This window comes from Hominilimicola fabiformis (genome assembly GCF_020687385.1).
Classification (GTDB): domain Bacteria; phylum Bacillota; class Clostridia; order UBA1381; family UBA1381; genus Hominilimicola; species Hominilimicola fabiformis.
Map to the genome: position 1 here is coordinate 1 of NZ_JAJEQM010000001.1, position 14,482 is coordinate 14,482.

Below are 14,482 nucleotides of genomic sequence, written 5' to 3' on the forward strand. Positions count from 1 at the left end.
GAACACAGAAGTTAAGCTCCTTAACGTCGATGATACTTGGTGGGTGACTGCCTGGGAAAGTAGAAAGTTGCCGGAACGAAGAATGCTGAAGATAACGACAAAAGTCGTTATCTTTGGTGTTTAAAGAAAAAATTAGCGAAAGCTAAAGAAGATATTCCTCTATAGCTCAGTTGGCAGAGCGCATGACTGTTAATCATGATGTCGCTGGTTCGAGCCCAGCTGGAGGAGCCAATTTGATGACCTACTTTTGTAGGTCATTTTTTATTTACTTTTCAAAATTAGGGAGTAATAGTAAACGATGTAAGCGTACATCTGATACTATTGCTCCCTTTTTTGTTACAAACTTTTATATCAAAATGATAGATTAGAAATGTCTTTCAGACGTTTCTAATGTGTCCTTTTGAATAATCGAACACATCATATAAAACTGAAGAAAAGGTAATTAAGTAAACAAGATTTTCGACGAGCCGTCTGCTGTACACGCATTGGCGAATAATGTACAAGAAGAAAAAGAATGTGGGAAACTCTTTGCCACAACTCGAAAATCGGTAATAATGATACTTCGGTAATTCGCCGCTCGGTCACAATGAAGACGGAGTATATCTCAAGATATAATGTGACGTCCCACGTCTTACTTAATTTCCGGAAAATACAAATTTTTTAAAGGAGGGTTGAATATGCAATTTGATTATTTTTATGGCAATGAGGCAGAGCAATTTACTTTTTACAGAATACCAAAAATTCTTATAACGTCGCCTCACTTCAAAAAAATATCCGACAGTGCTAAGCTACTTTACGGTCTTATGCTTGACCGAATGAGTTTATCAATTCGTAATGGCTGGCTTGATGATGATAACAGAGCATATATTTTCTTTACTACGAATGATGTTATGGAGCAGATGTGCTGCGGAACAGAAAAAGCTACAAAAATGCTTACAGAACTTGATAGTGAAAAAGGTATCGGACTTATTGAAAGAGTAAAACAAGGACAAGGCAAACCTGCAATAATATATCTTAAAAAGTTTTATGAGCTTGAAGATACTGCACGTTCAACAAAACTTTCGGAAATTGAAAGTCAAGACTTTCAAGAATCGAAAGTCAAGACTTTCGAAAATCGAAAAACAAGACTTTCGAAAATCGAAAGTCAAGACTTTTGGAAATCGAAAAATAAGACTTTTGAAAATCGAAAGTCAGGACTTTCGGAAATCGAAAAACAAGACTTTCGAAAATCGAAATGTAATAATACTGATATTAATAATACTGATATTAATTATATCTATCCTATCAATCAAGATAATTATAATATACAGAATAGTGATACTCAAACTGAAGAAGAATGGATTGATAGATATACAAAAACAGTAGATGAAATAAAAAAGCAAATTGATTATGACTATCTCATTAATCACGCTGAACGTGATATTGTTGATGAAGTTGTAAATATTATGGCTGAAGTTATGACTGTATATCGTCCGAAATACAAAATTGAGGGTGACTTTATTGAGTATAATGCGGTTGTAAATAGATTTCGGCAAATAACGGCACAAAAACTTGAAATATGCTTGCTTGCATATTCTCGTAAAATTCAGAGAATTAAAAATCCAAAAGCATATTGGATAAGCACATTATACAATATTCCGCTTACCTCAGAAATAGTATTACAAAATATGATAAACAGTGATATATACGAGTCAGGAGGTTAAAAGCAATGCAAATAAAAAAAGATTATACAAAAATGATTGAACAATTTGAAAAAATGGAAAAAGAAAAACAAGCGGCTATACCAACAATCAGCTTTGATAATAACAAGATTGTCCATTTGCCTGTTGATTTACTAAAACCGTTTCCAAATCACCCTTTTGAGCTTTATAGCGGTGAAAGATTTGAAGATTTAGCAGACAGTATTAAAGCTTGCGGAATGATTACACCATTGCTCATTAGAATGCTTGATGATAATACATATCAAATTTTAGCAGGTCATAACCGTAATAACGCCGCTAAAGCAATAGGGCTTGAAACAGTGCCTTGCATTGTATTAACCGATTTAACTGATGATGACGCATTGATGATAATGCTTGATAGTAATACTAATCAACGTAGCATTTCTGAAATGTCAATATCTCAACAGGCTCATATATACGCACTTGATGTAGCCGTAAACAAGCGACAAGGTAAGCGTTCGGATTTGATAAAAAACATAGAACAAAATCTTAAAATATTCAGTAATGGTGCGGATTTAGAAACTTGTACCCCAGTGGGGAACAAGTTAAAAACGGTCGAAATAGTTGGAGATAAATATGGGGTATCAAAGAATACTATTGCAAGACTAATCCGCATTGATACACTGTTACCGCAATTAAAAAAATTTATTGACAATAAACAAATTCCGGTGCGTGCCGGAGTTGAAATGTCTTACTTATCTTCCTTTGAACAAGAGCTTATTGCTAAAATCATAGATGAATACAGCTATCATCTTGACGAACATAAAGCCCAACAGCTTAGAGAACTCTCAAAAGCCCATAAACTTGACAGAATTAACGCAGTTGAAGTTTTTGAGGGGAGATATGGAAAGTCAGTGACACAAAAGCTAAAGTCATTTACAATAAAGCCTAAATTTCTGTCAAAATATTATCCGCCGACTGTTTCTCAAGATGTAATTGCTTCAGATGTTGAGGCAAGTATGGACGTATGGCAAGAAATAAAGACTTTTTATCCCGATAAGTCTGTTTATGATATTAAAAATAATATAATAAATTTGCTAAATAATCAAAAATAGCGGTGAATTTATCTATTTATTTTCTGCTATTTTACAGACCGCTTTTTAACTCAATTTTGAGTTAAAAATGGTATGGCAAGATACGCCTTTGTATGTACAAAGGCAAAAAACACAATATAAAATTGTGTGAAAATTGGGCATAGCCCAAACCCAAAAAACAGATATGATTGAATAAAAGAGGAGTTGATTTAAAGTGGGAAAATATCCGGCATTTTTGAAAATGAGAGTAGCACAGGAGGACCTCGAGATAATAGAGGAAAAGGCGGCACTATTAAAGATTACAAAAAGTGAATTTGTAAGACGTGCAATACGAAATTCACACGTTTATATATTGCCGAGTAAAGAAATCAAAGAATTTACATCTGAACTTAGACACATCGGTGTAAATGTTAATCAAATTGCTATACTTTGCAATATGGGTAAGCTTGAGTGTGTAAATCTTGAAGAAACAAAAGAGGCTATTACAAAGGCTTGGAAAGAACTATACAAGTTAAGAGAGGCAATAAGGAATAAGAATAATCGAGGTGGATTGAGTTTTGAAAAACGCATTTAGCTTAAAAAAACCAGCTTTTTCGGGCATTGGTTTTATAACTGCAATATTCATTTTTGGAATAGCCTTGTTTATAACAATGGAGTATTATCACATATTCACGATTAAGGAAAGTGTAGAAACCGATATATCTCGAGCTTTAAATATATCGGTTACTATGGCTGTTCAAGATATGGATTGGGTGCAGCATAACTCTGTTATGGATACGCAGAAAGCACAGAGAGAATTCAAAACATATCTGACCGAAGATATGAAATTGAATGATGAATATGAGAAATATGCCGATGACGGAAGTTTTCAATATCAGATAATCATTGATGAAACAGATATACAAAAATCACCGGCTAAATATTCGATTACCGGCAGAATAAGAATGCAACCTGTTACTGTTAGAAGTATTCTTCCAAAAAGCTTTGATATTCCGTTTAAACTAAGTTCAAACAACATAAGAACAGATGATTGAATATGTCAGAAAAAGAAAGCAAAATCAGTCGAAAAACAAGATAAAAACCAGAAAAACATCTTGACAGAATAACACAAATATGGCATAATATAGTTAATAAAAGATATAGAACAAAGGAGGATTTTATTATGAAAAAGAGAATTTTAGCAACATTTCTATCTGCAGTAACGCTTATATCTTGTAGTTCTGCATTAGCGGCAGATTACTCTGATGTAAACCAATCGGCTTGGTATGCAAGCTATGTAAATAAGATTTCTGAACTTAATGCGTTTTCAGGATATGAAGATGGTACGTTCAGACCTGATAATCAAATTACACAAGAAGAATTTATAAAAACAGTTGTTTGTTTAATATGCGGAGAGCTTAACGAAAGTAATGCACCGACAGTTAAAAATACTTGGAACAGTAAGTGGAGCTCTTGGGCTGTTCCGTATCTTGACAAGGCATTTGAACTGGGCTTAATAACAGAACAAGATACAATGTTCAAACTTGTAGGAATTCCTTGTAATCGTGGTGAAATGGCTAAGGTTATTACTCGTGCGGTTGAATATCTCAAGGAAGATTCAGTAGCCGATACTTCAACCTACATTACAAAACTTAAAGATTATAGCAGAATGAAAGAAGAATATAAGCCTTATGTTCTTCAAGCTTATGCAAAAGGTATTTTAAGCGGTTATGATGACGGCACTTTCAGAGATGACGGATTGCTTACGAGAGCGGAAGCGTCATCGGTACTTGTACGATTAATTGATAAAAATGAGAGAATTAATTCCGATGAAACGCTATATGACTATTTCGGAAGAAAGGTTACTTGGACAGAGCCGTTGAGAACAGACGTTCCGGAGCAGTATCAAGTAAGTATGTCAGATATAAGTATTTCTCAAGCAATATATGATGAGGCTGTTGTGAATGGTGGTAATATTTCAACAAAAACATTAAGTCGTTCAAAAGCTATGATGTTTGAAGATTTGGTATTACAGTCAATCAAATATGACGGCGATACAATAACGCTTACAGTTCCTGATTATCTTCCTGAAAGTCAAAGATGGGCTATTGAGATTGCCTATTGGGACATTGATAAAGATTATGATTTTACAATGATGAAGAGCTATTATATAGATAAATCGGGAACATATGAATTTAATGATATAAAGGTTTTAGAGCAAATTTCAATAAAAGTATTGCCGCTTAATAGCAATAGCTTTACATCTGGTATATTTATTGATAATGGTGCTAATCTTTCGTTAGAAAGACTTGATAAACCTGAAGTATCATTCAATAATATTCGTACTAATTTTGAATGGGTACAAGGTCAAGGTTATAAGGATTATATAAAGGACTTTGATGGAGAAATTCGATATACGGTTGAATGGTAAAAGTATTGTATTAATCATTGACAAAATGAAATAATAGATATATAATGATAATAGAAAAAGGCAAGACTTCAAACGGTTATGCCAAAGAGTTTATTTTTGAAAAATAACGCTGCTTTAGCGGGCTGGCGTTATTTTTTTATGGAAACTACCAAGAGTAGAAGAATAATCATAAAAGAAATTATGAATTCATTATCCATATCAACCACCTCCTCTCCCGACCGATAATGTGGGATAGTTGGTGGCATAACCGTCCAGCTTTTACACTGTTTTCTGTCTTGCCTTTAACTGCGGATTACTCCGACAAGAGCATTATATATTAAAAACATACAACATTCAACAATTCAAAGCAAACGTAACATAAAAGTAAAATCAAAGTGCAGTATTCATATCTGCACTTTTTTTATTACAGAGAAAGGAAAAATGAATATGAAAAGAAAAACAATAATATTTTTAACAATGATATTTACGGTTGTCTTTTCTGCCATAGCCTCAAGTTATATTGTAAATGCAGATGAACTTGACGGATATACAAAGGTAGATTGGTCTTGGAACAGAGATATGGAAACCACTGATGTCAATTCTGTAATTGTGGGCGGAAATATTCCGTTTTGGCGATATGTAAATAAAACATCTCCGGCAAATAATAATGCGATATGGAAAAGTATATATGGTGATGAATTATCAGATGATGATGTCATAAAAATATGGCGTGGTGATATGGACAAAAAATATGTAGTGGCAAGTGTTGATGTTGTAAACATTCCTGATGAAAACATACGTCAATACATATACGACCATATAGATGAAGATTTACCTGACTTGAAATTCAAGTTTGACATCGATGCGGATGTTGAGGGCGATTCAAACAGTGAAAAAGCAGAAAAGCTATTTGATGGCGATATAGGTTATCGTGTATATCGAGATGGTGACACTTGCCGAATTGAAATGAAATTCAGTCCTAAATTCCATTTGATTGATGGAGAAGATAATGACTTGAATATTGAAGAAAAAGTATTGCCTAATATGCCAAATAAAAAATTACCTAAAGCGTGCTATCCGTATAGCTCCGTTATATTCTCTATGTGGGGATATGAAGGCGGCTCTAATGAGCATTACGGAGCTTTGGAAGTGGTTGAGGGTAACGACCCGAAATATATTTACGGTCAAAGTTTTGGTTACGGTGATATATTAGAAAAAGGAAAAATACCAAACAATATGGTTTATCCAAACTTTGAGGCTGGAGAAATTAATCAAGAGGGAACGTGGGTAGGCACAGTTGAAAGTGATACGCTTGACAGTAATCTTATTCGTATAGGACAACAATATAAGCAAAAAGGTGATTTATGGTATTACAGTTATGGCGGAGCAGTCGGATATAATTTTAAGTTTCCGTTTAAGGTGTCGCTTGGATTGGACTTGCACGGAACAGTAACAAAAAGATTTATAAACAGTATCACAGGTGAAGTGATTTTTGAAGATACTGAATCAATACCTTTTGGAGAGTCTGATAGTATAACCAAAACATATGTATTGGCTGATAATTCGGGTAAAGCAATCATTGATAATTCGGAAACAGAATACATATATGAGCGATATAGAGTCATAAACGGCTCAAATAGTGAAAAAATAATCGAAGATACATCAGCATATGCCAACATAGATTTATCACCAAATACACCGAATAAAACGCTTGAAATATACGTCAGACCTGATACACCTATTGAAACTCCGACTGAAACACCTAATCCTGATAGTGAAAATCGTCCTCCGAGTAATGATGAAGTACCTGATGATGAAATAGAAACAGTGCCTATTGACCCGTCTATTTGTGATAGTGATACAAATACTATTGTTTGGCAAGAACAGACAAAGCATACCGTTTCAACTACTGACGGAAAAAGTCACACTTGTTATCACACATACACATATAAGGCAAAATTAAAAGTAGACAGTATTAAATTATCGCCTGACCCAATAAAAAGCGGTTATGGACTTGACGCAGAAATCAAAACGAGTATAAGCTATGAGCAAACCAATGCACAGAAAAGCTATTCCTGTTCTCAACGCTTAGGAACACGAACACCATCGGACAAACCAAAACCACCGGCTAAAGCCACCGCTCGTCTTGGTTGGACATCAAAAACCTTTGACGGTGATTTTATTCAAGGTAGTATGGTTGATATGAATAAAGTATCAAGTAATAGTACATCTGCTACATTCTCTGCTCCTTATAATAACATTGTAAACGAAAGTAAACTATATACGGACTTATGGTTAAGCGGAACAAAAGAAGAGCCTAAAAGGCATAAAATTGCTTTTGATATTTATGGTGGCGGTGTAGACGGTACTGAATGGTGTACAACCGTTGAAAAAACTTTTATTATAAATGGTGATATGTATGAGGACGCTTATACTACATCAACATACTAATATTAAGAATTAGTGAGAATGGTCTATCGGACTATTCTCACTTTTTCAAAAATTCAAAGGAGGAAAATTAAGATGAAAGTAGAAAGAACAATAGTGATAAAAGAAAATGAAATTTCTGAAGAAGTAGGACAATATGAAAAAGAAATTACTAAACTTTTGGCAGAAATATTAATGAAAACAGAAAATATAATGGTTGACAAAAGTGATAGTTTAGGATATACTTCATAGTATACAAGAGTAGGGACAATAGAATATATCAGATGTACACTCAAAAGGAGTGTGGATTATGATAGAAAACTATTTAGAAAAAATTAAACAAAGATTGAAAGTTGTAGTTCTTCATGCAGTTATATATACTCGATATTCTTCGGACAATCAGAGAAGTGAATCTATTGACGCACAAATAAGATTGATAAGAAAATGGGCTCAAGAGTATAATATTATTATTGATAAAGTTTATGCCGATGAGGCACAAAGTGCAAAGCGAGATGATAGACAACAATTTCAACAAATGATAGCTGATTAAAAAAAACAAAAAGGTTGGCAACTTGTCTTAGTACATAAATTAGACAGGTTTGCCAGAAATAGAATGGATAGTGTAGCATATCGTGTGGAATTGAGAAAAAACAAAAAATATCTGATTAGCACTACGGAACAATTTGATGATACGCCTGAAAGTTGTTTGCTGGAAGGTATCATTGAATCAATGGCAGAGTTTTATTCAAAGAATTTGGCTCGTGAAACAATGAAAGGCTTAACCGAAAATGCCTTGAAAGCAAAACATTGCGGAGGAACTCCACCGTTGGGCTATGAACTGGACGCATTAAATTTCTACAAGATAAATGAATTTGAAGCACAAGGTGTAAAACTCATTTATCAGTGGTTTCTTGAGGGAAAATCATACACTGATATTATAGCGGGAATTAATTCATTGGGTTATCGTACTAAGCGTAAAAGAATGTTTACTCGTAATTCACTGTATGAAATTTTGAGAAATGAAAAATATACAGGAACTTTTGTCTATAACAAGATGGAAAGTAGAGATGAATTTACTGGAGCACGTTCACGCCATAAGTATAAACCTGAAAGTGAAATAATAAAAGTAGAAAATATGATTCCAGAGATTATATCAAAAGAAGATTGGAACAATGTTCAAATAATCTTGAACAGTAGAAAAAATGCCCATACTAATCGTGCTAAAGAAGAATACTTGCTTTCCGGTAAGGTTCAATGCGGTGAATGTGGAGGGAGCTATGTCGGCAAGCGAACAACCAATAGCAGAGGAAATGTGTATTTATCCTATATATGTTGTCGAAAACGAAATTCTAACTATAAATGCAAAAATCATTGTGTAAATCGTGATTGGTTAGAAGAGTATGTATTGAAAATTGTAGATAACTATATATCACATCTCAGTCATAAACAACAACATTGTATTTATAAATTGTGTTTGGAACGTGTAGAAAATTCTCATCAATCAGAAATAGAGGTTCTGAAAAAAGAAGTAAGAAATATAGATAAAGAACTTTTTAGAATTGCAGACGTTATTACAATAGCCAGTTCTTCAACATTGATAGAGAAACTTACATCATTAGAACAACAGAAAGCCGAAATTCAATTACAAATTGAAAATTTGGCAAAAGAAAAACGTAAAAGTTTATCTGAACAAGAAATAGGTTTATTTTTGATAAACTTCAGAAAAATGTTAAAAGAGAGGTCAGCTCCTTACTTAAAAGAGTTGGTGTATCTTATAGTAAATAAAATAATAGTAAATCAAGAAAATGTAATCGTTTACTTGAATGTACCTAATGTAAAAGTAAATAAATAGTAACACTATCAAAAGAGTGTCCTTCAAAATGGCTCCGCACTGGAGGAGCCATTTTGATATCCACAAACAAGAAATGTTTGTGGATGTTTTTTTTCTATGTCAATAGTTGTGGTGAAATCTGTGGAATGGGAAATCACCCATATATGAATGTATATCAACGACCTTGTTTTGCAAGGTCGTTTTTGTAGCTGAACATATGCAGGATACGATTGCGAAACCTTATTTTAAAATTGTGGTATCCGTAAGCATTACGCTTGAGGACCTTGATTTTGTTGTTACAGCCTTTGGTAAAATTGTTTGAATAAGCGGACGTCAAAGGAGTTTAGTATTTCGGTCTGCCAATTCAGCAGTGTTTTAGCGCAATACTTATATTCTTCAATATTACAGCTTTCAGCGGATGAAATCCAGTCAGACATAAGTTGCTTTGCTGTTTGACGGTCATTGGCATCCATAATTTTATAGAATTGCTCCTTAAGATAGTACGCCTGAAGCATTTCATCAGATATGTAAAGCAGAGAATTTGACCGTTCTTTTTTCCAATCCTTAAGCTTGACATTTCGCTTTATGAGAAGCCGTTTTGAGTGTTTGAATAAAAGGCGGTACTTTTTGCCGTAGATTTGTTGTATCCGTTTTCTTACCTTATCGAAAGCCCAGACCATTTGACGGATAAAGTGGTAACGGTCAATAACTTGAGTGCCGTTTTTGAAGAAGGCAAAGGTAATATCGGTGTATTGCTACTACATATCGCTTACAAAATACTTGGCTTCTGTTAGGGAGAAGATCAAGAACTCTGTGAATATCAATGAGAGCAAGACAGTGAGAAGAAGTGATTTTTTTTACTAAAATTCTTTGAAAACCCAAGATATTTTGAGTATAATTTATGTAGAGCATAACAAATTCCTCATTAAATGGTTGGGTGATAATTCCATTATACAGGATATGAAGCTGTTATGCTTTTATTTATCACAACTTTTATAATACAGCCTATTTTTCTTCATACAACAAGTATAATATTTTTGTTGAATTTGTTAATATTAAGTTAACGTCTGTGTGTCACAGACCGCATAGGAACTAGAATTTTCGCAATCTTATTACTAATTTCCGTTTTTTCTTATAGCGTATTATATTAGAATTTTATATAATTAGAATATGAAAAACAAGATTGGAAAGAGGCGATAAAACATGAAACAAAAACATCTCAAAAGAAGAATTGGAACGGTGATTGTCGCATGGATAATGTTATTATCAGGAAGCTTGCCGGTATCGGCGGCGATGCTGGAAATCACAGGCACATTTGGGGACAGGAATGTAGGGAAATGGCTGACTGCTATGGTACTGTCAAATAATGATACGGCTGTCGACCCAATTCCTGAGAATATCACTTACATAACACAGGAAAAAATAAAATCAGATGGTAGTTTTAGCTTGAAACTTCCGATAATGCAGGAAACGGACACTTTCCGTTCCAATTTGCCGATAAATGCAGATACGGGAAAATATTTTTATGTATCAAGCATGAATGGAAGCTCAGACGGAACGGGAAGCGCAGCTTCGCCTGTAAACACAATGCAAAAGGCATTTGAACTTGTGGAGGACGGAGATACAATAGTATTGCTTGACACAGTTCGTGTTTCAAGCTGGGATACCTCAAAAAGTCTGACCGTAACAGGACAAAATCCGATTACGGGAGTTACTGAGGGAGGTATTGACTTAACTGAAATCGTATCTTTAAGGATTTGCGGTCCGGTAAAATTTGAAAAATTGAAGTTTGTTACAAAGGCTGCAGCGAGCATGGATGAAAAGGCGAACCGAATATTTGCCTGCGGAAATTCTCTTGTAATGGGTGAAGGTCTGACCATGACAGAGCCAATTGATATTCTTGGAGGCAATTCGATTGGGAATACTGCAGAGAGTACCGATTTGACACTTCTTAGCGGACGTTATCGTCGCATTTACGGCGGTGGCTGGAATTCTCCTGTAAACGGCGATACTCATATTGTAATCGGAGGCACGGTAAACAGTGAATATTCCGTAGAGGACAGCTCGCAAAATTATTATGATTCAAGAGTGTTCGGTGGAGGTGCGTACAGCGGTTCCGAAGTAGCAGGAGAAACCTATATAACAATTAAGGATAATGCGGCGATTGCGTATGTAGTCGGTGGCGGTTCGGGAAAAGGAACGGACATAAAAGGCGGAGCTACACACATAAGTATTGACGGTGGCAGAGTTATGAATGTGTATGGCGGTACTGTGGATAAAACTACAGTATATGAAGGCGATACTTACATAAATATGAGCGGTGGAAGCGTTGAAGGAATATTCGGTGGCTCAATGAGTCAGACTATGACAGGAAATACTCGTATTGCCGTATCAGGCGGACAGGTGACACGACGCATTTACGGCGGCTGCTATAATGATTGGTCAGGTTCATGGAATTCAAATTTTCATGTTGACGGCACAACTGCCGTTTGGGTTGGCGGTGATGCACGTCTGATTACAGGCGAGGGCTTAAGCAGCGGGAACAAGGACAATTCGGGAATTTTTGCTGCCAGCCGTGCATCAAGCAATTTAACAACAGAAAACTCGTATTTGATTTTTGCTGATGGTACTTATGATAAATGGAAGGATAAAATAGGAGATGTAAGCGGCTGGAGCGGTACTTTTAAGCCGTATAATGATTATTTGGTAAAGGCCGGAAATGGCGGTACTGCTATATTGGACAATAATACTATAGGAGCGCTTGATCTGACAGCAGAGGAAGGGAAAATAGCATTCTGCAACGGACAGCAGACAGAAAACGGAATTTACAATATTAAAGATGCGGAAACCGTCATTGAATTTTCACAGATAGCTGAAGTAACTCCGACACCAACGGCAAGCCCGACGGCAAGTCCAACGACAAGCCCGACAGCAGGACCGATAACAGAGCCAACGGCAAGCCCAACGGCAAGCCCGACAGCAGGACCGATAACAGAGCCAACGGCAAGTCCAACGGCAAGCCCGACAGCAGGACCGATAACAGAGCCAACGGCAACTCCGACAGTAAGTTCGACACCCGAACAGTCGGCAAAACTGACAGAAAACGGAGCAGAGGTTTCGGCAGACATTGCACTGGAAAAATTTGAGGGCGGCGAGCGCGTTTTAGCCGCTGTCTATAATTCAGACAGACAGCTTGTCACGGCAAAAATTATGGAAATTACAGAAAACGGTAATTATAAATTAAACCTTGATTTTACACCTATTCCTACGGAGAGATATACAATTAAACTGTTTGTGTGGAAATTGCACGAAATGAAACCGCTTAACAACGGTTATTCGTTCGGACCTCTCGGCGGTGAATAAGTAAGATAAATAACAAATTTTCATTTATGAAAGGATGGAGAATTATGAAAAAGATTTGTAAATTGCTATCATTTTTATTGATTTGCACTCTCGGAGCTACGGTTCTTAGCGGCTGCGGAGAGAAAAAGAATGTTGCTACAACAACGAACGAAGCTTATGTGATGGACGAAAATCTTAATCCACCGGGAGAATTTCCTGTTTGCAAAGAAAAAATTACTCTGACAGTAGGTATTCCCAAAGATGCATTAGTTACAGATTATGACGAAAATCTTTATACCAAAGCACTTGAAGAAAAAATGAATTGTGATATTGAATTTGTTTATCTGCCGTCAACTGTCGCAGAGGCAAAGCAAAAGGTAGAACTGATGATTGCAGCAGACGGTAAGGATTTGCCGGATATAATTGTGAATGTTCCTATGGAGGACAGTTCTATTTTGAGATATGGTTCAAGAGGTTTCATCAAATCTTTGAATCAATACTATGATAATTCCGCTTATTATTTGAATGATGTTTTAAAAGCAGAAACTAATCTTAAGGATATGATTACTATGGCTGATGGCAATATCTATGTAATACCGCGTTATCAGAAAATCCTGCAAAACGAGCTGGGATATCGTATGTGGATTTACAAGCCGTGGCTTGAAAAGCTAAATCTTTCAGAACCGAAAACTTTGGACGAATTTTATAATGTTTTAAAGGCGTTTAAGGAGAAAGACCCAAATGGTAACGGATTAGCAGATGAGATTCCGTTTATCGGCGCTACAAGCGGCGGAGAAAACTGGTTCTGTGACTTTATTGCAGCAGCGTTCCAACCAATTGATATTCAAAGCAATTATCTATATCCTGAGAATGGAAAAATTAAAGCGGCTTATGTTGAGCCTGAGTATAAAGAGGCATTAAAGTATTTGAATAAGCTTTGTACAGAGGGTTTGCTTTCTCCATCATCTTTTACTTCTGATGGTGCACAGACCAGACAGACAATACAAAACCCAAGTGGCGTGCAAGTGGGTTGCTTTACCTCTATGGCACCGACCTATCTTATCAATGCAACAGATAGAGCGGAAGGATATGATATTCTCGCACCACTTACGCAGGATAACGGTACGGGATATGCAGTATATGCGGCAAGTATCCCGACAAACTCATTCTTTATCACAAAAAATTGTCAGTATCCTGAAGCAGCATTTCGTTTAGGGGATATTATGATGAGTGAAGAAATGTCCATTTGGAACAGATTTGGTAAGAAGGGAACGGATTGGATTGAACCGGAAGAGGGTGATCATGGCATGTTCGAAAGTATGGGATATAAGGCGAAAATCAAGCCTGTATTAGCATGGGGCTCGCCACAAAATTCTCATTGGCAGCAGGGCGCTCCCGCATACCGCAGTTATGAGCTTGCTTGTGCTACAGTAGACAGTGGCTCCAATATATATGAAACAAGAATTGCGGAGCATTTGCAATCCTATCTTGATAAGAAACCTAAGGAATATATAACAAAAATAATTTACACTGAGGATGAAATAAATGCTATCAATGAAATTCAGCAGAACATTACAAGTTATCGCAAAGACAGCGTAGCACGGTTTATAATCGGAGACTGGGATATTGAAAGCGGTTGGGAGGACTATCTCAAGGAAATGAAAGCGATAGGTGTTGATGAAATGCTTGATATTGTGCAGAAAGCATATGACAGATGCAATAAATAGGAGGATATGCC

At 35.9% G+C, this 14,482-nt stretch carries 13 protein-coding genes, 1 tRNA gene, 1 rRNA gene and 1 pseudogene; 14 read left to right on the forward strand and 2 right to left on the reverse strand.

The annotated features are described in order from the left end of the window. The 11 genes and pseudogenes from rrf to LKE05_RS00055 form a co-directional block, all read left to right on the forward strand. Positions 1-76: ribosomal RNA gene (gene rrf, locus LKE05_RS00005) — 5S ribosomal RNA — on the forward strand; the annotation flags it as partial. Between the two features lie 79 nt (positions 77-155). Then, a tRNA-Asn gene (locus tag LKE05_RS00010) sits at positions 156-231 on the forward strand. Positions 232-677: 446 nt separating this feature from the next. Beyond that, positions 678-1,703 carry a replication initiator protein A gene (locus LKE05_RS00015; protein ID WP_308455593.1) on the forward strand — a complete coding sequence of 342 codons (1,026 nt, stop codon included), beginning with the start codon at positions 678-680 and terminating at the stop codon, positions 1,701-1,703. 5 nt (positions 1,704-1,708) lie between these two features. Next, on the forward strand, positions 1,709-2,776 hold the full coding sequence (locus LKE05_RS00020; protein ID WP_308455594.1) for a ParB N-terminal domain-containing protein: 1,068 nt from the start codon (positions 1,709-1,711) through the stop codon (positions 2,774-2,776). A gap of 193 nt (positions 2,777-2,969) precedes the next feature. Beyond that, positions 2,970-3,329 carry a MobC family plasmid mobilization relaxosome protein gene (locus LKE05_RS00025; RefSeq protein ID WP_117968938.1) on the forward strand — a complete coding sequence of 120 codons (360 nt, stop codon included), beginning with the start codon at positions 2,970-2,972 and terminating at the stop codon, positions 3,327-3,329. Further along, positions 3,313-3,789: a hypothetical protein gene (locus LKE05_RS00030; protein WP_117968939.1), complete on the forward strand. Its 477-nt coding sequence runs from the start codon at positions 3,313-3,315 to the stop codon at positions 3,787-3,789. The genes LKE05_RS00025 and LKE05_RS00030 overlap by 17 nt, the downstream gene beginning before the upstream one ends. Before the next feature lie 128 nt (positions 3,790-3,917). Further along, positions 3,918-5,165 (forward strand): S-layer homology domain-containing protein, encoded by a 1,248-nt coding sequence (locus tag LKE05_RS00035; RefSeq protein ID WP_308455596.1) that lies wholly within the window; start codon positions 3,918-3,920, stop codon positions 5,163-5,165. Between the two features lie 426 nt (positions 5,166-5,591). Next, positions 5,592-7,595 (forward strand): hypothetical protein, encoded by a 2,004-nt coding sequence (locus LKE05_RS00040; protein WP_308455597.1) that lies wholly within the window; start codon positions 5,592-5,594, stop codon positions 7,593-7,595. Positions 7,596-7,667: 72 nt separating this feature from the next. Further along, the gene (locus LKE05_RS00045; RefSeq protein ID WP_308455598.1) at positions 7,668-7,823 is read left to right on the forward strand and encodes a hypothetical protein; all 156 of its coding nucleotides are present in this window, start codon (positions 7,668-7,670) and stop codon (positions 7,821-7,823) included. A 58-nt stretch (positions 7,824-7,881) separates the two neighbouring features. Next, a pseudogene (locus LKE05_RS00050) lies at positions 7,882-8,361 on the forward strand (recombinase family protein); the annotation flags it as partial. Continuing rightward, the gene (locus LKE05_RS00055) at positions 8,341-9,423 is read left to right on the forward strand and encodes a recombinase family protein (RefSeq protein WP_308455702.1); all 1,083 of its coding nucleotides are present in this window, start codon (positions 8,341-8,343) and stop codon (positions 9,421-9,423) included. The pseudogene LKE05_RS00050 and the gene LKE05_RS00055, both read left to right, overlap by 21 nt. A gap of 154 nt (positions 9,424-9,577) precedes the next feature. Here the strand turns inward: LKE05_RS00055 and LKE05_RS00060 are convergent, their stop codons facing one another. Then, positions 9,578-9,739, reverse strand: a complete 162-nt coding sequence (locus LKE05_RS00060) for a transposase (protein ID WP_373367859.1) — start codon at positions 9,737-9,739, stop codon at positions 9,578-9,580. Beyond that, on the reverse strand, positions 9,699-10,109 hold the full coding sequence (locus LKE05_RS14060) for a transposase (RefSeq protein WP_373367862.1): 411 nt from the start codon (positions 10,107-10,109) through the stop codon (positions 9,699-9,701). Before LKE05_RS14060 ends, LKE05_RS00060 begins: the two co-directional genes overlap by 41 nt. Here LKE05_RS14060 and LKE05_RS00065 point away from each other — a divergent pair. The 3 genes from LKE05_RS00065 (at position 10,041) to LKE05_RS00075 (ending at position 14,471) form a co-directional block, all read left to right on the forward strand. Next, complete coding sequence (locus LKE05_RS00065) at positions 10,041-10,196, forward strand: hypothetical protein (protein ID WP_308455599.1); 156 nt, start codon at positions 10,041-10,043, stop codon at positions 10,194-10,196. The two genes, LKE05_RS14060 and LKE05_RS00065, sit on opposite strands and share 69 nt — an antisense overlap. Positions 10,197-10,605: 409 nt before the next feature. Further along, the gene (locus tag LKE05_RS00070) at positions 10,606-12,765 is read left to right on the forward strand and encodes a PT domain-containing protein (RefSeq protein WP_308455600.1); all 2,160 of its coding nucleotides are present in this window, start codon (positions 10,606-10,608) and stop codon (positions 12,763-12,765) included. Positions 12,766-12,809: 44 nt separating this feature from the next. Continuing rightward, a complete protein-coding gene (locus tag LKE05_RS00075) occupies positions 12,810-14,471 on the forward strand; it encodes an extracellular solute-binding protein (protein ID WP_308455601.1) in 1,662 nt (553 codons plus the stop codon). Positions 14,472-14,482 lie beyond the last annotated feature (11 nt).

Excerpts from the sequence above, each read along its gene's own strand:
- LKE05_RS00040 (WP_308455597.1), top strand. The coding sequence starts at position 5,592 with ATGAAAAGAAAAACAATAATATTTTTAACAATGATATTTACGGTTGTC.
- LKE05_RS00045 (WP_308455598.1), top strand. The coding sequence starts at position 7,668 with ATGAAAGTAGAAAGAACAATAGTGATAAAAGAAAATGAAATTTCTGAA.
- LKE05_RS00020 (WP_308455594.1), top strand. The coding sequence starts at position 1,709 with ATGCAAATAAAAAAAGATTATACAAAAATGATTGAACAATTTGAAAAA.
- LKE05_RS00035 (WP_308455596.1), top strand. The coding sequence starts at position 3,918 with ATGAAAAAGAGAATTTTAGCAACATTTCTATCTGCAGTAACGCTTATA.
- LKE05_RS00055 (WP_308455702.1), top strand. The coding sequence starts at position 8,341 with ATGAAAGGCTTAACCGAAAATGCCTTGAAAGCAAAACATTGCGGAGGA.
- LKE05_RS00075 (WP_308455601.1), top strand. The coding sequence starts at position 12,810 with ATGAAAAAGATTTGTAAATTGCTATCATTTTTATTGATTTGCACTCTC.
- LKE05_RS00015 (WP_308455593.1), top strand. The coding sequence starts at position 678 with ATGCAATTTGATTATTTTTATGGCAATGAGGCAGAGCAATTTACTTTT.
- LKE05_RS00070 (WP_308455600.1), top strand. The coding sequence starts at position 10,606 with ATGAAACAAAAACATCTCAAAAGAAGAATTGGAACGGTGATTGTCGCA.